The sequence below is a fragment of the Vibrio sp. VP6 genome, from assembly GCF_028823755.1.
GTDB lineage: Bacteria > Pseudomonadota > Gammaproteobacteria > Enterobacterales > Vibrionaceae > Vibrio > Vibrio parahaemolyticus.
In genome coordinates this window covers 1-18,906 of the sequence record NZ_JAPEID010000016.1, presented here as the reverse complement: position 1 = coordinate 18,906, position 18,906 = coordinate 1, and the positions used below count along the sequence as shown (strand labels likewise).

Annotated in this window: 18 protein-coding genes and 1 pseudogene; 6 read left to right on the top strand and 13 right to left on the bottom strand. The window is 44.2% G+C overall.

Annotated elements, in window-relative coordinates; all coding sequences use genetic code 11:
- Window positions 1-52 precede the first annotated feature (52 nt).
- The 5 genes and pseudogenes from OU793_RS12065 to OU793_RS12045 all read right to left on the bottom strand — a co-directional run bounded on the left by OU793_RS12065 (window position 53) and on the right by OU793_RS12045 (window position 6,583).
- Complete coding sequence (locus tag OU793_RS12065; RefSeq protein WP_017449033.1) at window positions 53-583, bottom strand: MltR family transcriptional regulator; 531 nt, start codon at window positions 581-583, stop codon at window positions 53-55.
- A 57-nt stretch (window positions 584-640) separates the two neighbouring features.
- Window positions 641-1,789: a mannitol-1-phosphate 5-dehydrogenase gene (locus tag OU793_RS12060; protein ID WP_140103798.1), complete on the bottom strand. Its 1,149-nt coding sequence runs from the start codon at window positions 1,787-1,789 to the stop codon at window positions 641-643.
- 113 nt (window positions 1,790-1,902) lie between these two features.
- A complete protein-coding gene (locus tag OU793_RS12055) occupies window positions 1,903-3,855 on the bottom strand; it encodes a PTS mannitol transporter subunit IICBA (RefSeq protein WP_005487444.1) in 1,953 nt (650 codons plus the stop codon).
- A gap of 610 nt (window positions 3,856-4,465) precedes the next feature.
- Window positions 4,466-6,179, bottom strand: a pseudogene (locus tag OU793_RS12050) (lysophospholipid acyltransferase family protein).
- Between the two features lie 137 nt (window positions 6,180-6,316).
- Window positions 6,317-6,583, bottom strand: coding sequence for a hypothetical protein (locus OU793_RS12045; RefSeq protein ID WP_025505512.1), 267 nt, complete (start codon window positions 6,581-6,583; stop codon window positions 6,317-6,319).
- Between the two features lie 163 nt (window positions 6,584-6,746).
- On the opposite strand from OU793_RS12045, the gene OU793_RS12040 reads away from it, so the two are divergent.
- On the top strand, window positions 6,747-7,466 hold the full coding sequence (locus OU793_RS12040) for an SIMPL domain-containing protein (protein WP_140103795.1): 720 nt from the start codon (window positions 6,747-6,749) through the stop codon (window positions 7,464-7,466).
- Window positions 7,467-7,509: 43 nt separating this feature from the next.
- Here OU793_RS12040 and OU793_RS12035 read toward each other — a convergent pair whose 3' ends face one another.
- Window positions 7,510-8,559, bottom strand: coding sequence for a DUF4382 domain-containing protein (locus OU793_RS12035; RefSeq protein ID WP_042772692.1), 1,050 nt, complete (start codon window positions 8,557-8,559; stop codon window positions 7,510-7,512).
- Window positions 8,560-8,925: 366 nt separating this feature from the next.
- On the opposite strand from OU793_RS12035, the gene OU793_RS12030 reads away from it, so the two are divergent.
- Window positions 8,926-9,198 carry a hypothetical protein gene (locus tag OU793_RS12030; protein ID WP_021487203.1) on the top strand — a complete coding sequence of 91 codons (273 nt, stop codon included), beginning with the start codon at window positions 8,926-8,928 and terminating at the stop codon, window positions 9,196-9,198.
- Window positions 9,199-9,318: 120 nt separating this feature from the next.
- Here the strand turns inward: OU793_RS12030 and OU793_RS12025 are convergent, their stop codons facing one another.
- Both OU793_RS12025 and OU793_RS12020 read right to left on the bottom strand, forming a co-directional pair.
- The gene (locus OU793_RS12025; protein WP_025533614.1) at window positions 9,319-10,122 is read right to left on the bottom strand and encodes a MetQ/NlpA family ABC transporter substrate-binding protein; all 804 of its coding nucleotides are present in this window, start codon (window positions 10,120-10,122) and stop codon (window positions 9,319-9,321) included.
- A 421-nt stretch (window positions 10,123-10,543) separates the two neighbouring features.
- The gene (locus OU793_RS12020; RefSeq protein WP_140103794.1) at window positions 10,544-11,470 is read right to left on the bottom strand and encodes a hypothetical protein; all 927 of its coding nucleotides are present in this window, start codon (window positions 11,468-11,470) and stop codon (window positions 10,544-10,546) included.
- 408 nt (window positions 11,471-11,878) lie between these two features.
- Here OU793_RS12020 and OU793_RS12015 point away from each other — a divergent pair, with 408 nt between their 5' ends.
- Window positions 11,879-12,544, top strand: a complete 666-nt coding sequence (locus OU793_RS12015) for an inovirus-type Gp2 protein (RefSeq protein WP_140104104.1) — start codon at window positions 11,879-11,881, stop codon at window positions 12,542-12,544.
- A gap of 37 nt (window positions 12,545-12,581) precedes the next feature.
- Here the strand turns inward: OU793_RS12015 and OU793_RS12010 are convergent, their stop codons facing one another.
- From OU793_RS12010 to radC, 4 genes are all read right to left on the bottom strand, one after another.
- A complete protein-coding gene (locus OU793_RS12010) occupies window positions 12,582-12,707 on the bottom strand; it encodes a hypothetical protein (protein WP_257969956.1) in 126 nt (41 codons plus the stop codon).
- A gap of 12 nt (window positions 12,708-12,719) precedes the next feature.
- A complete protein-coding gene (locus OU793_RS12005; RefSeq protein WP_236578026.1) occupies window positions 12,720-12,869 on the bottom strand; it encodes a hypothetical protein in 150 nt (49 codons plus the stop codon).
- A 387-nt stretch (window positions 12,870-13,256) separates the two neighbouring features.
- A complete protein-coding gene (locus OU793_RS12000; protein WP_140104103.1) occupies window positions 13,257-14,024 on the bottom strand; it encodes a YafY family protein in 768 nt (255 codons plus the stop codon).
- 105 nt (window positions 14,025-14,129) lie between these two features.
- On the bottom strand, window positions 14,130-14,606 hold the full coding sequence (radC, locus tag OU793_RS11995; protein WP_086585525.1) for a DNA repair protein RadC: 477 nt from the start codon (window positions 14,604-14,606) through the stop codon (window positions 14,130-14,132).
- Window positions 14,607-14,781: 175 nt separating this feature from the next.
- Between radC and OU793_RS11990 the strand changes: the two genes are divergently transcribed.
- The 3 genes from OU793_RS11990 (at window position 14,782) to OU793_RS11980 (ending at window position 18,123) form a co-directional block, all read left to right on the top strand.
- Window positions 14,782-14,988 carry an AlpA family transcriptional regulator gene (locus OU793_RS11990; RefSeq protein ID WP_140104102.1) on the top strand — a complete coding sequence of 69 codons (207 nt, stop codon included), beginning with the start codon at window positions 14,782-14,784 and terminating at the stop codon, window positions 14,986-14,988.
- Window positions 14,989-15,115: 127 nt separating this feature from the next.
- A complete protein-coding gene (locus OU793_RS11985) occupies window positions 15,116-15,307 on the top strand; it encodes an AlpA family transcriptional regulator (RefSeq protein ID WP_086590762.1) in 192 nt (63 codons plus the stop codon).
- Window positions 15,308-15,501: 194 nt separating this feature from the next.
- Window positions 15,502-18,123, top strand: coding sequence for an ATP-binding protein (locus OU793_RS11980; protein ID WP_274647777.1), 2,622 nt, complete (start codon window positions 15,502-15,504; stop codon window positions 18,121-18,123).
- Between the two features lie 56 nt (window positions 18,124-18,179).
- On the opposite strand, the gene OU793_RS11975 is transcribed toward OU793_RS11980, so the two are convergent.
- On the bottom strand, window positions 18,180-18,906 hold a 727-nt coding region (locus OU793_RS11975; RefSeq protein ID WP_274647776.1), incomplete at its 5' end, for a tyrosine-type recombinase/integrase.

Below are 18,906 nucleotides of genomic sequence, written 5' to 3'. Positions count from 1 at the left end.
ATACGCAAAGAAAAGAGGCTAGTTGAGAAGGCATTCCTTGCCGGAGGTTGGGTTAAAAAGGGCTGTCCTTGCCCAGTTCATTGCAAATTTCGACAATCGCGAGTGACAGGCCGGACTTAATGATTTGTTGTTGGCGCTGAAGCTGGAGTTGGTAAAACTCAAGATCGATGTCGTCATCGGGTTCGCTGACTTCCAATTGCACCATGCCCATTTTCTTCACCAGATGCAGTTTTTTGATCGGTTCTAGGATATTCGGGTCAGTGAACTCGTAGTCCGATGCATCGCTGTTCAGTTGGTTTTTCAGCTTAATGATGTCTTCGATATCGTGGTAGATGTCGTCGGGCAATACACCTAGACCAAACAATAACTTCAAACGAACCGATAAGTCGCCAAGCGGTCCTGAATCTTGCAGTAATGGGCCGACGACCGATTGCACAGCAAAGTTATCTTTACGGAAGATTCTTTGGATGAGTCCGTCGATGGATTCGTTAAATACGTCGACGGTCGCAATAAAGAAGCCACGTACCGATGGTGCGCTGTTGAGTCGTTCAATGATCTCGGTTTCGTTGATGTTATCTGCCATATACTGATCAGTTGTTTCATTATTATATTAAGGGGAGCAGAGCTCCCCCTGAGTCAATCAAAGCTGGTTGTAAAGCGACTCGATTTGAGCCACTTCAACACTGTCTTCAGCCAGACCGGTGTATTTTGCTAGCGTTTTTGTCACGCCAACGTCTTTTAATGAGGTCTGTAGCTCAACCGCTTGCGGATCGGTGTCGTTGGTGTATTTCAACGCCGCCGCGATCCCTTTCAAAAGTGTTTGATTTTCAGTGCCATACTCAATTGTACCGAGTAATGGCTTCACTAATCTATCATTTGCACCCAATTTACGAATTGGTTGTCGTCCAACGCGATCCACTTCATCCACTAAATATGGGTTGGCGAAGCGACCTAAAATCTTTTCGATGTAGGCATTGTGCATGTCGCGGTCGAAGCCGTAACGACGAATCAACACTTCGCCACTTTCCTGCATCGCTTGTTTTACTTCGGCATGAATATTTGGGTCTTCAATCGCTTCACGAATGGTGCGATGGCCTTTCAAACAGCCTAAATAAGCGGTAATGCAGTGACCTGTGTTTAGGGTGAACAGCTTACGTTCGACAAAGGCCATTAGGTTGTTGGTTTTTTCCATGCCAGCAATGTTTGGGATGTCGCCCTTGAACTGTTGCTCATCGACAATCCATTCGCTGAAGCTTTCAACCGTCACTTCCAATGGGTCATCGTTTGCCGCTTCTGCTGGTGGCACGATGCGATCGACTGCGGAATCAACAAAGCCAACCAACTCGTCTGCTTTTGCATGCAATGATTTATCTAAGTGTTTGTAAACTTCACCTTTTAGGTGCGTAGTGCCACGCACCATATTTTCACAGGCGATGATGTTAAGTGGCGCGTCATTGGCAGCTTCAAAACGTTTGGCGATACCTTTCGCGATGGTTTTCGCGATGATGTCTAATACGTTTGGGCCGACTGCTGTGGTGACTAAATCGGTTTTGACGATGCGATCAATCACGTCTTCACTGGCTGAGTTTACCGCTGTGACATGGGTAACGGTGTCGATTTGACACTCAGTACCGACCACTTTTACTTTGTATTCTTGTTTGTGGCTGAGCTGGTCTACTAGCGGTACATCAACGTCAGCGAAAGTGACCTCGACTTCTGCGTCTGCTAAGAGTTTTCCGATGAAACCACGACCGATGTTACCTGCACCAAAATGAACTGCGTTTTTCATAATTCTTACCTACCAATATCTGAAAATGTTGACTTACGAAACTAGGGTGAGGCCAACCGCATAGGGGGTGACAGCTGACCTCGGTTTGCTCAGGAGCAAATTAAAAGGAGTGATTAAGCCGCTTGCTGGCCGCCAAGGATGTTCAGAATTTCTTCTACATCGTTGGTGCTAGTTAGCTTCTCAATTGCCTCCGGCTCATCGAGCGCGTTTGTAATGGTGGTGATCACCTGGATGTGCTCATCGTTCTTAGCGGCAATGCCGATAACCAGTTTCGCGACATCGTCGTCATCTTCAGTAAATTGGATACCCGATGGGTATTGGCAGATTACAATGCCAGTTTTCTTCACGCGGTCTTTCGCTTCTACGGTGCCATGAGGAACCGCGATAGACTCGCCAAGGTAAGTTGGAACCAACGCTTCACGTTCAAACATCGCGTCTACGTATTCTGGTTCTGCGTAGCCAAGTTCAACCAATTTGTTGCCTGCAAATCGGATGGCTTCTTCTTTGTTGGCTGCTTTCAAACCTAGGTGAATGTTTTCACGCTGGATTTGGAAAACCGATGGCTGTTGTGGCTCAAAGCTGTCGTCGTTGGCAGCAAGTACCGATACTTTGACCATTTGATCGTCATTCGCAGCCGACTGTTTTTGTGCTGCCAGTAACTTGGTGACTAGCTGGTTGTACATTTCGCTGTCTAGGAAGTTAGTCAATGAAATGTGGTGTGCGTTTGGAGCATGCTTACGTGCACGATCCGTCAAGTCTTTGTGTGTAATCACGATATCTGCACTCTCTGGTAAGCTGTTGATAGCAAGGTTGGTTACGTGGACGTTCAGACCTGCGTCCTGAACTTTCTTACGTAGCATGCTCGCACCCATGGCGCTTGAGCCCATGCCTGCATCACAAGCGACAATGATGCTTTGTACTGTCGCTAGGTCTACGTCACCTTTGCTTTCGTTGTTTACCACTGCGCCGTTTTTCGATGCAGATTTCATGTCTTTCATTTGCGATGTGGCTTTTTCTAGTGCCGCTTCATCGCCATCTTCTTCTGTCGAGGTTTGCGTTTTCATCAGCAGAGAGGCAACCGCGAATGACACGCCTGTTGCTGCCGCGATAGAGGCAAGAACGCCAACAATTGAGCCTTTCTGAGTCATCAACAAGATTGCAAAGATTGAACCTGGTGATGCTGGAGAAACGATGCCCGCGTTAAACATGGTTAGAACGAACACGCCAGTCATACCACCTGCAATAGCCGCAAGGATCAGACGTGGGTTCATTAGAATATACGGGAAGTAAATCTCGTGAATGCCACCGAAGAAATGGATGATGGATGCACCGCCAGCCGTTTGGCGAGCCGTACCTTTGCCAAACACCATGTAAGCCAGCAGGATACCCAAGCCCGGACCAGGGTTCGCTTCGATCAAGAAGAAGATCGATTGACCAGTCTCAGACGCTTGCTGAATACCCAGTGGAGAGAAGATGCCGTGGTTGATCGCGTTATTTAGGAACAGGATCTTCGCTGGCTCAACAAAAATAGAAGTCAGTGGCAGAAGGTGCGCTGAAACAAGGAAGTTTACGCCAGCTGCCAATGCGCCTGAAAGCACTTTGACAAATGGGCCGATAAGGAAGAAAGCCAGAATGGCGCACAGCATACCGATGATGCCCGCAGAGAAGTTGTTGACCAACATCTCGAAGCCGCTTTTTACTTTACCGTCGATGTAGTTATCGAATTTTTTGATTGCCCAGCCACCCATTGGGCCAACCATCATTGCGCCCATAAACATTGGGATGTCGGTACCGACGATCACGCCCATGGTTGTGATTGCACCAACGACCGCGCCGCGATCGCCGCCCACTAACTTACCACCGGTGTAACCGATAAGTAGTGGCAGCAAGTAAGTGATCATAGGCCCAACCATGGAAGCTAACGTCTCATTTGGTAGCCATCCGGTTGGGATAAATAGAGCAGTGATAAAGCCCCACGCGATAAACGCGCCGATGTTAGGCATTACCATGTTTGACAGAAAACGACCAAAATTTTGTATCTTGATCTTGGCATCTGGTGATATCATAACAATTCCCCGTTCGATGTTCTGATGAATATGTTGTCGTAAACGGTTCGCCAAAACCGCTTGTTTGATTGCTTAGTACCCAATCAATTTACCACACATTTTCCAATTGGAACTGACGACGGGTTTTTCGTGATCAACCCCCGCATTTCTTCGAATGAAAAGCATTTTTTAAGTGATGATGATCAATTAATTGATATGTAACTTAATAACAAAAAATGACTTTCAAATCTGTCAATAAAAATATTAGTGATCAATTCGATCTTCTGACAAATATAAAATCAAAATTAATTGTGATTGAGATCACCTTTAATTTCTTTTTTAATTCAAATTAAATGCCTGAAACGATCAATGTCACATTTTGTTTGGCGTTCGGTTTGATTTGAAATGTGATCTATAACCATTTTGAGGTTTTGTGAAAGTTTATAACGTGAACGTTTGCGCGATGTTGGCGTTTTGTGGATTAAAGCTGGAGATAAGTGGCCTTTTTGCGATGAGTTTAACTAAACACTTTGTTTTTAATGTTTTATGAGCAAATAACGTATCACGCTGCACGCGTTTTGTTTATAGCGATTTTGAGCAGCGCGATACCTCCTACGTTTGTAGACGACGGTTAATTGTTCATAGCTAAATACTCGCGTGCGTTTTCACTGCCCATATAACGTGCCAGCGTTTTCTCAGGTACATCGCGTAAATCCACCATAATCAATCCATCCAGTGCGTTGTTAAACTCCGGATCGACGTTAAAACACACCAATTTACCATTCAAACTCAAATATTGGCGTAGTAATACCGGGACGCCTTTGCCTTCATCAATTCGAGCGATCACGCGAGATAGCAACTGTAAATCTCCCAATGCGGTTAGCATGCTGGTATTCCAGTTTAAGTTGGTTTCTGGCAGTGGGTTTGACGGAGTGACGTATTCGGCGCAGTCGTTGTCGTAGTGGTGTAGGGTCATCGATTGTGCCAATAATTGACGCGCGGTATGGCTGTAATCGTTGCTGATGCTCACTGGGCCAAATAAGTGCGTGTATTCAGGATGTTGATGAACAAAAGTCGCTATGCCTTTCCAGAGTAAGAGTAGGGCACTCATGCTTTTTTGATATTGCTCGGCAATCACAGAACGACCCATTTCAATCGACTTGCCCATTTGATCGAGAAAGCGTTGGTCATAGTTGAACAAGGTGCGCGAATACAATCCTTCTACGCCATATTTCGCCAATAATTGATCAACTAATCCAAGACGGTAAGCTCCTACCATGCATTGGTTCTCACGATCCCACACAAACAGGTGCAGGTAATCATGATCGAAATGATCGATGTCTATCGCTTGTCCGGTCCCTTCGCCAACTTGACGGAAATTATGTTCTCGCAAGCGGCCAATTTCATGCAGGAGAGATGGGATCTGCTGCGCACTGGCGCAGTACACGTCGAACTCGCCATTTTGAAGCAATTGGGTTTCTGCCGGTAAGCTGTGCAGCTCTTCAAGCAATTGGCCTATGGGTAACCCTGCTGCAATAGGTAAGAGATCATTGTCTGAGACCGTTTGCTGAGTGGCACTTACATCGCGGTTAAGCAGGTAGGTGTTGAGCCTCAGATAATTGACGATCTGATCATCGTTGAGGTTATTGAGTTCTTTAAACTTGATTGCTTGCCCAAAGGACAACTCAATGGTTTTTGCGCTCTTGTTGAGTAGCTCTCTTCCTAACATCAAGGTGCGTAAAAGAGGGTGGATTTTACCTGCCATGTAGAAGCGTTTCGGCTTTGTTCTTACGAATTAACGCGCTGACACTGCGGCTCCATTCTTTGTCTTCTAAACGCTGTTGTTTGGCATCCACCAACTGCGACACTTCACCCGCAGGGAAAACCAATAACAAGCCGCCATTCGCAAGGTGTTTGTTGGCTGCTCTAAGTGCCTTCATGTTCGACTTGACCGCATCTTTGCCCTCGAATACGTCGACACCAATAAAAAGTTGGTCGAGCTCTGGCACGGTTTTCAGGTACTGATTCGCTAAAATTTGGATATCGTCTCGTACCATCAACAGTAGTTCGGCGAGAATCACGCCTTCAACACAGCCGAGAGGGTGATTCGCCACAATGACGGTTGCGCCTTGCTTTGGCACTGAGCCGAGCGAACCATGGGCAATGCGATAGTCGATACCCAAAATATCCAGTGTGAATCGCAAGAAAGTTTTGGTATCCGTATTCACGGGGCGTTGGGCGTAGAATTTATCGAGCTGACTTAAACCCGTAGCCCATTCTGCAACGTTTTCACCAATGCCAAACGGCGTTTTACGAGGGAGACGAAAAGGGGTCGAACTATCCATATTTACCTCAGCGTACAAGTGGCTGATCGGATAGTAGAAATTACAGATGACAGTTCAGAGGCAAATCCATGAGCCTTTGGTGACAAACTGGTGAAGCTTTGTTGACCAAAGGCGAAGGGGATAGGACAGCTTTAGCGTTACGTTTTGTCGCCAGCAAACATCAGGATACTCAGAGAGTTGAGCGTTTCACCGAGACTTTCTAGTGAGCTCAAGACCTGTTTGGTCGGCTCATTATCTAGCAGAATTCGACCATCAAAGCTTTTCCCTTCGTATTGCTGTTCATTACACGCATCCGCTTGGGGTTCTTGTGTTGAGTTGTCATCCATAGCTAAGTCGTCAGCACTCAAACAGGCCGTTGAGACAAATAATCCGCCTAGAACCACCAACCATTTTGTTTTCAACATAATCTTAAAATTCACAATAAAACACTGTTCAATTTTGATTAATTCTATTCACCATTTCGAACGATATGACAAAAATTTAGCTTTAGGTCGCCATTTTCTGGCCATAGTTGAGCTATGTTATCGATACTACGAATTGTTACTTTTGGCGAAATTAGGAGGATGAATGGAGAAAATTTCCAATAAAGCGTCAATATGGCTCGGGCTGTGTCTGATAATAGGTTTAGGAGTATTGGGCTTTTTTGTTCAGCAAACAGCAGTCAAATACAAAGCCTATGAGCGAGTGGTAACGGTGAAGGGATTGTCTGAGCGAGAATACCCGGCAGATACCGTCATTTGGCCAATCCAATTTACAGTAGCCAGCAATGATATGGGCGCGATGTTTGATGACATAGACCAACAAACGCGTTTGATTCTCGATTTTTTAACCGCAAAAGGCTTAACTGACAAAAACATCTCGCTGTCTTCGCCTTCAGTGATAGACCGTAAAGCGCAGCAATATGGTGGTGAGCAAGATATTGAGTATCGTTATTTAGCATCCCGAACGGTCACTGTTTACAGCCAAAATATCAATGTGGTTCGTGCGGCGATTAATGAGATTGGTGAACTTGGGAAACAAGGCGTGATTTTTAATCAAGATCCTTATGCAAACCGAATCGAATACAGTTTCACGAAACTTAATGACATCAAACCAGACATGATCGAAGAGGCGACCAAAAACGCCCGCGAGGTGGCACAAAAGTTTGCGAAAGACTCACAAAGCTCATTAGGAAAGATCAAGCGAGCGACGCAAGGTCAGTTCTCCATTTATGACCGCGATAGCAATACGCCTTACATTAAAAAAGTCCGAGTGGTATCGACGGTTCAATATTACCTTTCTGACTAAGTAAAAAGCCGCTCAGTACGAGCGGCTTTTTTAATATGGTGACTTAAAGAATGGGATTAATGTCCTGAGTTGTCAGCTCTGTCTCGACAACATCAACTGGCGTGTAGTGCTGGTAAATCAAGAAACCGTCTTCTGACGTTTCATGAGCGTCTGGCGTATCAATATACGCGGTACATGTGTAGCCAATGCTGTAAGTACCCGGGCCAATGTAACCAAACTCGTAGCTGTAGGTTGTATTGCCTTCTTCGTCTTGTGATTCATTCACGTTAGCTACCGCAACTGGCGCGTTGAGTGGAGCTGTCGCGCCCATATCGCCCATGGTTGAGCGATCCATAGAACCCGCATACAGGTAAACAGAGTGAACGGCAGGCACATCATGAATCGCGTTCCATGCCGTACTGTCTGCTTCGCAAGCTTGGTATTGCACGTTACTTACCGTGCCAGCGATATGGCCTGAATCTGATGCGTTCACCAAACTTACGGCATTCGAGTTCATGTTCATATGATCTTGGCCGACTGGATCCGCCAAACCTTTACGCAAATCAAACTCTACAACGTAGCTATTGTGCCCAGTATGAACTTTTACATACTGACCTTTTTGGGAAAACTTCAAGCGACCCTGATCGCTGGTATCGGGCTTAAAGCCAAAGCAGCTACCACGACTTGGAACAACAAGACCTTTTACTGAGCCATCAGTTTTTTCGACATACGATAGAGACGTATCATTCAACTGTCGGCCATCTTTCGCGTAAACGCACATGGCGTAATCACCCGGAGCAATTTGTTGTTCGCTAATGATGGTTTTGGCATTTTTTCCTTGATATTCCATCAAATCAACTTGATGTAGAGCGCCGTTCTCGCTTGCGTCTAGCAGAATGTGATCGCCAGTTTGCTCGCCCGTTTCTGGGTTAAAGGGAATTAAAACCACGTCTTTAAATGCTAAGACCACTTTGTTGGCGTCATCCACAGGTGCATCTGAGACACCAAGAGAAAACGTAGCGGATTCTGTATTTGATGAAGAGTCGTCACCACCGCAGCCAGTCAGTAGTAGACCGCCTGAGATAGCAAGTAGAGGATAAGTGTATTTTTTCATATTGACCTCTTGTGTTTACACTGCCGATAAACATCGAAGATTAGTCTCAGAGTCGAGACGAAATGTCATTGCTTAGTAATGACGGGGTCAATGTAAAAAAGGGAAATTCATAATGTGATATGGATTCCTAAAAAGCTATTTTTAAATCTGTTGCTCAAGTGTAGCTGCGAAGCAGTAACTCCATTAACTTCGGCTCTACTTAGCTAAACAACGTGGTCGCTTGGTAACCACTTTTTCCATTTCTACAAGCGTTTTTTTATAAAACTAAGTTCTTATTCGTAGTGAAATGAAGTTGATAATAATCAAAATAGATAGGTGATGAGGGGCGTAACGTAAGGTCGAATATTGCTAGAAGGAATTAGTATGATGGCATACAAATTTTTTATTCGAGAGCTACTAGGATTAGCGATCGTGGTTTCAGTTGTTTTTGGTGTACTTGGTGTGATGCTCGATCTTTTCGCGCTTACGGCGCTGTGGGAACATCAAGATGCAATTGCTCAGATCTTTTTTCATGAGTCGTTTTATTTCATTGCATTCTTAATCCCGCCATTTTTCCTATGGAAGATCATCAATCGTTCTGATTTGGTTACCGCCGCACAAAACTATATCGCGCTAAAGTTAGAAGCAGAAAGTCGATAATCTAACTCCAAGTACGATTGATACCATTTGATACGACAGAGGCTCATGCTTTTTTCATGAGCCTCTGTCGTTTTGTCTCTCTGAGCAAGCAAGATAGCTTGCTCAAGGATTAATTCTTACTTAAAAGGCTGGTTCAATCGTTCCTTTGAAAGTGCTATCAAGGAAGTCGCGAATTTCTTGGGATTGGTAAATAGAGACGAACTTCTTGTAAGCCTCGTTGTTTCTGTCGGCTTCACGAGTCGCAATAACCATAACAGCGAGAGGTGCGTCTTTGGACTCTAGGAAAATACTTTGCTTCTTAGGGTCTAAGCCTGAAGACATCACGTAATTCATCGTAATAGCTGCGGCATCAACGTCATCCAGCGTTCTTGGCAGCTGCGCCGCATCTACCTCAACGAACTCTAGTTCTTTTTGATTGCTCTTAATATCGGTTAACGCGGCTTTATGGCCAACACCTGGTTTAAGCTCAATCAAGCCCGCATCAGCGAGTAGTAACAGCCCTCGGCCTCCATTAGTTGGGTCGTTTGGAATGGCAATTCTGGCACGGTTTGGTAACTCTTCTAACGAACGGTATTTATTGGAATAAATCCCCATGCGCATCAAGATAGATTGGCCAATTGAAACGAGTTGAGAATTATGACTGCTGTTGAAGTTATCCAAAAAAGGTTGGTGTTGGTAGCTGTTAATATCGATGCTACCGTCACTCAGCGCGGCGTTAGGTGTCACGTAATCAGAGAACTCGATGACTTCAACATTTAGCCCTTGTTTTGCCGCTTCTTTCGCTACTGCTTCAACTACTTGTGCATGTGGCCCAACCGTAGCTCCGACTTTGATTACTGAATTATCTTTTTCTCCGCAGGCACTTAAGCTGAGCGCAGCAGCGAGAACCCAAGATAACTTTTTGATGTGACCTAAACTTGTCATCGTAACTCCATTTCATATTTAGACGTCCATACGGCTATCCTATCAGGAATATATAAACGGTCAACGACTAAAACATTGAGGGATCATTTGGAGGTCACAAGGGCTGTAGAGCACGAATTTTATCGAGCAGATGGTTAAGAGAGTTGAAAGGGTTGAAGCAAAAGAGTTTACAAGGGGGATAAGAAGATGAGCTCAGGTGCCAACGGTGTACCCATAGCAACACTTAAAACCATCAGATACAAAAAAGGCGTAGTAGGTACTAACCTGCTACGCCTTTCGAAATTTGGCCCTCCCAGACTTGAACTTGTCTTCTAAGGTTATGATATTCATTGTTTACCTCAATTTGATTTGTGTGGGTTGGTACTAAAGTTGGTACAATAGCGTTTTGTCACTAGCCCTTACTGGGCCAAGTAAGACAGAATCACCATATATCTTCTTTGTTATTTAGCTTGGAGTGCCCTAGTTTAATTAGGCGTTCGAGCACTTCATTTCGGCTATGTCCTGTAGTATTCGCCATTTCGTCAAGCAGTGCTTTTGTGCTTGTAGTCAGCGTGAAGTTGTAGGATTTCTTGTTTTTCTTCGCAATAGCCATTCGGTGTTTTTTCTGGCTCCATGCCTTTTTCATTTGAATGATGAACAGCTTCTTAGTGCTAGTATCTTCACCCCACACATCAAAAGCCGCTATCGCTGCTTTGAACATATCGTCAGGTTTTTTGGGTTGAGGAAGAAACCAGTGCTGAATGGGGTAATTCTCATTCGAAGTAACATAGTTCCACAACCAAGCACCGTAACCCTCCTCGTCAGAGTTTGGTCTTAGGAACTTTTCTGTTGAGTATACACCCTCCCAATCGCGTCTTAAGCCAGCAAGTATTCCTCGTTTTTGTTCGATGGTTGCTGTTGCTGTGTCAAAAAATTCGATAATCAGTTCATATCGCTCTCTGGATGTCAGTGGTAGCTGATTCAAGCCAAGTTGTAGGTATGGACGATCAAGATTGTACTGATCGTAGTTCAGTTCTAACCCATCTGACTGTACATCATAATTGTGAATAGCGAGTCTCAATATTGACCAAATCCAATAACACAAACGCTCATCTCGATGGTCAATCCACTCTAGCTCTTTTTGCGGTATGAGCTGAGCATTTGCCGCATCTTTCATTGCTTGGATATAGGTTTTTAACTCTTCATCTGTCCATTGTTGTCGACCAAAATTGGAATTGAATGCGTAGCAGAAATCACCAGCTTTGCTTGGCATCGGGGGCATTTTGAAACCACTATTAACCATGTACTTCCAGTAAAAGTGACACTCCCTTAAGTTGCCTGTTTTAATGATGGTACAGTCATTAGTCATTGGTTAACCTTAAATTTAAAATAGCTACGCCATAGTATTTTAAGCGTAAATTCACGGATGTTTTGTGATGGTTTTATCAGATATTTACACGTTCCAAAATTTTACCTTATTGCCTCTTTAAGCCTTGGTATATCTATATTGGTTGCTCTAATTCGTTAACTTTTAACTCCATAATCATCAATCGAATGATTGTTCAAAAATAACGAGCTCTATTTTTACTCTGAACAATGCGTAGTGGCGTGATGTCGCTTAATGAAAAGTGACACGATCCATGTGCATTCCGATTGTAGGTTTTTAGATATATTAGATTCCCCTGAAGCAGCTAGTTAACACTCCCAGCCCTAAGCTGGGGAGAGTAAAAAAACATGCAAGCCCTCTCTTGTGTCGAGTAGTCACAGGAGATAAACAATGTACGAAGAACCATTCGAGGGAACCTTGTTTAACGGGTTGCCAATCAACAATAAGTATCCGATGAGCGAGCGCTACCTTGAGAGCGCGCACTTGGTTTATCGAGACGCACTAACACGATACTCGAAGATCTTGATGTTCCATGTGACGCTTCGACTCCCGTTGTATTACGAAGGACGATGCTCGGGGGTAATGAGTGCATTTATCCGTTCACTAAAAAAAAGAGTAGAGCGGGACTTGGCAAGAAGGCGCTTGAAAGTCGAGCGGGTACATAACACGGATGTGCATTACGTGTGGTGTAGGGAGGTAAGCAGAGAGTATCGGGAACATTACCACATCATGGTGATGGTCAATGCCAATACCTATCGAGCGTTAGGTTGTTACACGAAAACTAGCAATGAGCACTTGGCTGGAATGGTGACACGCTCATGGGCTTCTGCAATTGGAATGAGCATAGATGATATTAGATGGCTGGTGCATTTCACTGATGATGTTGGTTTGATTGCGACCAGACAGATACCTTATACCTCGGTCGAGTCAACTTACGGTACGTTTAACAACAGTTTTGAAGCTGGTTTTTATTGGCTGTCGTACTTGTGTAAGTTGATCACAAAAGAGTACGGCAATGGGGCAAGGAACTTCGGGTATAGTCAGACTTGTCCATGACAAAGAAGAGCGGAGCTAAGTACTCCGCTCATGTAACCTACAGACCTAGTGCTTTAGATGTGCGGCTGTATTCTTGTTCAATCTGAGCTTTAGCCAATTCACGTCTAGCCTCAATAGGTGCTCTGTCTGATATTGCTTGCGCTTTAGCCTCGATCTGTGTCATCTCATTTGCTTTCTAGTTATCCAACGATTGACGAATCTGTTCTGGTGTCATGGTCTGCTTGATTGTATCTACACTGACGTTGGTGATAGCTGTATCGGCAAATACGCTAAGCGATAGTGGTAGAGCGAGTAGGGTGATTGCTTTGATCATACGTTTATTCATGGATCTTCTCCGTAAGGTTATTTGTGTTGGATGCATAACGAATCGACGAAAAGTCAGGTAGGAGAGAACGGCAAAAAAGACGTTTTTTCTTAGATAATATAGGTTTCAGGTGTGTTTATTCCCGCTATGCCATACTGAGGAGGCGGCCGTCCTCCTCAACACTTCTACCAGTAGCTAAAAGGTACAAATGGCGTAACGTCATGAGGTCACTGTTTCTGCCTTATACACAAGCCAAATGGAGTTAACAGGTTCGTGTGCCAGTGATGGTCTCAGTAAGCAACGCTATGGCTCGACGGAACATGAAAGGGAGTAAGTGCCCTATGATTTCGTCAATTTTTGAAACGGGGATACAGTATCATCGCGTAAGGCAATACCTGACCGATAGAATTACTGCCTGATATTTATAGTGCTGGCGGAGTTTGCAAAGGAGCAGTTAACCGCTTTCGACTTGAGTTGGTATTCACTCAGCTTAAAGTCTGACGGGTAGTCAAAATGAAAGGTCAGTACTTTTAAGTGCGTGATGTCTTTGATTGGTAGGTCGTCGTATTCGTTAAAGGTGTTTTGATAGACCAGATAGAACTCGTTATAGGCTGTGATTAAACCTACAGGTGATACCTGCTCTAGTGATTCGCCATCTTGTAGCGCGAAACTGATTTGTTTTTGATGGGTAAGAGCAACCGCAATAGGCTCAAAAAGTGCAGTGATGTACTCTGGCTTGGTGATGCTCTCAGTCGTTGCTTTTACTTTTGTTTGGCCTCCTTGCGGCGGTTGTGTGCCCGTGTATGAGCGGGGCTGATCTAAGATAAAGCTAAATGCGGATTCAATGGCGTGTTCTAGTGATGATGGTAGTTGCTGCACTAGTGCCGACTTAGCCAGTTGAAGTAAGGTCAACTCCCTAGGATCAAGGATAATTTGCTCACCGATCCTGCGGCTGTATCCGTACGGCTTATCTCGAGCGTCTTTGTCTACACCTAGATACTGTACTACGACATCAAGGTTACGCTGGATGGTGCGAATATCACGTTCAATGCCAGCTATAGCAAGCTCAGTTTGTAGCTGCTTGGCGGTAACTTTTCTACCCTTGGGGATGCGGTTATACAGTTCAAAGGCCAAAGACAACTGCTCTGTGGTAGTTGGTTTATAACTTGTTGTCATGGCGAGTATTCAAGGGGTAGCATCGTTTAAGTAGCAGTGATGCATATCGTATCGATTGGTGCGGCAATACCTGTCCAATAGCGTCTGAGTGGCTTATATTTGTGGTTAAAGCCACCCTTGTTCAGCAAGAGAGACGGTGCTTTCGCCTACTACAATGTGGTCTAGGACATTGATGTCGAGTAGCGCTAATGCTTCCTTGAGGCGTTGTGTGATTTGCTTATCTGATACTGAGGGGCTTGGGTCGCCTGATGGATGGTTGTGGGCGAATATTACAGCGGCTGAATTGTGCTTTAAGCTGGATTTAGCGACCTCTCTAGGATAAACGCTGGCTGCGTTAATCGTCCCGAAGAACAGCTCTTCATACTCAATGAGCCTGTGTTGATTGTCGAGATACAGAACCGCAAATACCTCCCTTTCATAATCACCTAGCTTGAACTTAACAAAATCCTTTGTCGCTTGTGGTGAACAGAATGCATCGCCTCGTAAGTAACGCTCTGCGATGATTTCCGCTGCTTTCTCTAAAACTTGATGCGCTGATACCGGACCGTCAAACGAGTAGGTCTGGTGGCTTGTGATGTCCATACATGGCTCCTCTAGTGTTAATCGTTGTTGATTCACCTTAGTAATATGTGTGTCAGATTTTTTTCAATCGAATCAAACACATTCGTATTGCAGAAAAAGACGCCTATGGATGGATACGGATAAAAAATACGCGCATGCCTCTTCTCATGAGTGCAGATAATTGTCAGGAGTCACCATGAGATTGATTAGATTACAAGAAGTTATGGAAACGACAGGGCTTAGCCGTTCGTGTATCTACAAGTACATCAACGCAGGAAAGTTCCCGCGCAATGTACCACTGGGTGGTAGCGCGGTAGCTTGGGTAGAAAGCGAGGTTCAGGAGTGGGTACAGGAAGCTGTTGCAGCCAGAGATGACATGCTGGTGTGTGGATCGTACGTTTGAGATAGGGCATCACTGGCAGTAGTCGGTGGTGCACTGTTTATGCCGTCATGGACAGCAATAGATCCGTACGGACAAAAAATACATGGCTGGCTCTTCTTTTGAGTGCGAATAACAAGAGGAATAAACCATGTACTTATTGACCTTAAAAGAAGTAATGCACCTGACTGGGCTGAGACGTTCGAGCATTTACAAGTTTATGGAAGAGGGGCATTTTCCGAAGAGCGTGTCGATTGGCGGCCGTTCGGTGATGTGGAGTGAGGAGGACGTTCAGAGTTGGATACTAAAAAGAATTACCTTACGAAATTTACTGGGAGAGTAACGGTAACAGCCAATACCGCTTAAAACACACATATTTACCAAAGCAACTGAACTGGCAACCATACTGTGGCTTCTGCTGTTTTGTTTTCAGGCTTTACCTCAAACTCTTAAGATCGAATGATAAAGTATTCATTGCAGTGCCATAGGTTTCAATGAATACTTTAGTGTAAACACATAATTGTTAAGGATTAAGTAGTGTCTACCTTTGAAAATACCCACTTGTGGCAATCAGCTTTGGCTAAGCAACTAGCTCCTGATGAACATGAAAAAGAGCGAGAGTTTTTGCGTAGCAACTACGAGGTCTTTCGAGAAAAAGCGGGATTACTAGCGTCAGAGATAAATAGGGATTTACCTGATTTTACAGTGCATGATTTAACTCATATAGACGCTCTTAGGGAGATGGCATCAATTATTTGTGGTAAAGATTACCCTTTAAATCCGGCTGAAGCTTTTGTTCTTGGTGGGGCCTTTTTGATTCACGATCTTGGCATGGGTTTGGCCGCTTACCCTGATGGGGTTGACGAACTTAAGCGAACGCCTCTTTGGGCAGATACAGTTGCTTCATTATCTAAGGGCAGTGACGGCACTTTTGATGTCGAAAAAGAGGCTATAGGTATTGTTCTAAGGTCTTTGCATGCTAAGCATGCAGAAAAGCTGGCTTTAATATCTTGGGGAAGTGACAGCGAGAGTCACTATCTAATAGATAATAGTGAGTTGAGACAAGCGTATGGGGCTATTATTGGCCTTATAGCTCATAGTCACTGGTGGTCTTCAGACGAGGTCGAGAAAAATCTAGCTGGTTGTCTAGGTGCATTTGAAAAGTTTCCAAATGAATGGGTTGTCGACCCCATCAAGCTTGCCTGCATAATGAGAGTTGCAGATGCATCACATATTGATACAAGGCGTGCGCCAGAAATGCTCCAAGCATTACGAAGACCGAATCGATATGCTTCTGAGCATTGGCTCTTCCAGCAAAAGCTATATCAACCCAGACTTGAAAACGAGAGACTAGTATATAGCTCCAAAACATCATTTACTCAGGATGAGTTTAATAGCTGGTGGCTTTGCTTTGATACGTTGAAGATGATTGACCGCGAACTACGTGATGTGGATTCTATTTTGGCTGATCTAAATAAACCAAGATTATTAGCTAAAGGAGTGGCTGCGATCCATAACATCAAGCACTTAACTAGGCTTATTGGTACCGACAATTGGTTCCCAGTTAGTACAGAGGTTCATGTAGGAGATGTGGCTAAACTAGTAAAGAACCTAGGTGGAGAGCAATTGTATGGCGATGATGTAATAGTTCCTTTAAGGGAGTTAATCCAGAACGCAAGTGATGCAGTTAGAGCTAGACGATGCTTAGAAGGTGAAGATGATGACTGGGGAAAGGTGACTGTTAGAACTGGCGAGGATACGAAAGGTTGTTATATAGAGGTTGAAGACAATGGCGTAGGTATGTCAGTCAATGTGTTAACAGGGGCATTTCTGGATTTTGGTACATCTTTTTGGGGATCAAGTTCAATGCATTCTGAGTTTCCTGGACTAGAAAGCAAAGGCTTTAGTTCTACTGGAAAATACGGTGTTGGTTTCTTCTCAACGTTTATGTGGGGCGACGAAGTATCTGTAGCTACAAGGCGCTTTGAAGATAGTAGAAGTAGCACAAAAGTACTCAGCTTTGAAAAGGGCCTAATGAGCAGGCCAATATTGAGGAAAGCGGATAAAGATGAGTACATCAAAGATGGTGGAACAAGAGTTAGGGTTTACTTCTCAAGTAAGAGCAAGTACCAGAGCCTATTTGAGGTAGATAACCATAGGCATACGTATAATAAAAACATCAATGATGTATTGCATGACCTATGCCCAATGATAGATGTCAACCTATTTGCTGAAAGTCAGACTCAGAACACAATACTGGTAGTAAAAGCAAATGATTGGAAAACTATTCAAGGGGAAGACTTCCTTAAGCGTGCGTTAGGTAGTGAGATTTATAATCTCTTAACACAAACGTATCTAGACAAACTCATGCCTTTATCGAATGATGCTTATGTAATCGAAGGGGATGGCAGTGTTGTTGGGAGAGCCTTTATTTCTCCAGTAGATCAATATGATTATAAGCAGCATGTATCAATTTATGGATGTGTTTCAGTCGGTGGATTTAGAACGACAGGTTTGAGAAACGTTGTAGGTATGTTTACAGGTGAAACTACTCGTGCTTCTCGGGAGGTTGCGACACCCATAGTTAGCGCTGATTGTCTAAATCAGTGGCTTAGCAGAGAAGCAGACAGATTTTCTTCGGAGGAATTTAATCCGAAAGAACAAATTGAAGTAGCAGCTACCATTAGGGCTCTTGGTGGCAATGTTGGAAATCTAATGTTTGGTACTGATAATCATGGACCTATAAACGTCCCGCGGTTTCTTGATAAAGCTAAGGATTTAGACTCTGATATCGTTCTTGTATTTGATGCTGCGATCGATGATGAAGATCTGCTTTCCGATTCTTTCGTGATGAAAGATAATGTTTTTCTTTCGGATGTTGGAATACCTGAGACGTTACAACAACGTTTCACTCAACGTCATGTAAGTTGGCCAAAAAATAAATCAACCAGATTTCACAGTCGAAGTCTACAAGGTATTTTCGTCGAAGAGCTATCAAAGTTGTGGGGTTGTACTCCGGAAGAGCTGGAAGAAAACTCAGATATTAGTGATGATGATGTCAGTTTTGATTTTTGTATCGGTACTACAGAGCGCGGTGAAGTAACCATCGATGGTATTGACGTAATAAAAAGACCTGCAACTAAAAGAGGGGCTTGTTAGCCTTTGGTCTGATACATAACAAGATAGCCCTCGCTGTGAGGGCTGTTTATGCAGTTCTAACCAACCAGCTTCAACCCTTTTTGCCCTGCAATAGAGACGTTGCCCTCGGCAGCGTCTACTATATGCTGACTCCACCAGCACATCAGCTTACGCCTTTGTTCGAGGTACTCAGCTCGGTTGTAGGCCCTCCTAACCTCATTTCTGTCAATATGTGCAAGTGCAGCCTCAATAACGTCAGGATCAAAGCTCTGCTCGTTAAGCGTAGTACTAGCCAATGTCCTTAAACCGTGAGAAACAAGCCTACCCTCAAATCCCATACGCTTTAACGCCATATTCGCAGACTGGCTATTCACATGGTTGTTCGGGTTCCTGTGGCTAGGGAATACATACTCTCTGTGTCCGCTGATCTTTTTCATCTCCTCCAAAATTGCGAGTGTTTGCGGTGTTAGCGGAATTGTGTGAGGCTTTTTCATTTTCATGCGTTCAGCAGGAACAATCCAAACCTCATTCTCTAGATCAATATCAGACCAGCGAGTTGTTGCAGCTTCTATTGGACGTGTCATGGTGTGTAGTTGCCATTCCAATAAGCACCTTATCGTATCTGTGATTTTAGCATTGCCAAGGTTACGCATTAATTCCGGTAACTCTTCCGGCCTAATGGTTGCCATATTCTTAGATTTTGGTGCTGGGAACAGCTTGGTTATGTCACTTAGGTAATTCACCTCGATAGCACCGCTGGCTACAGCTAAGCGCATTACCTCGTTGATTATCCTGCATAGGCGT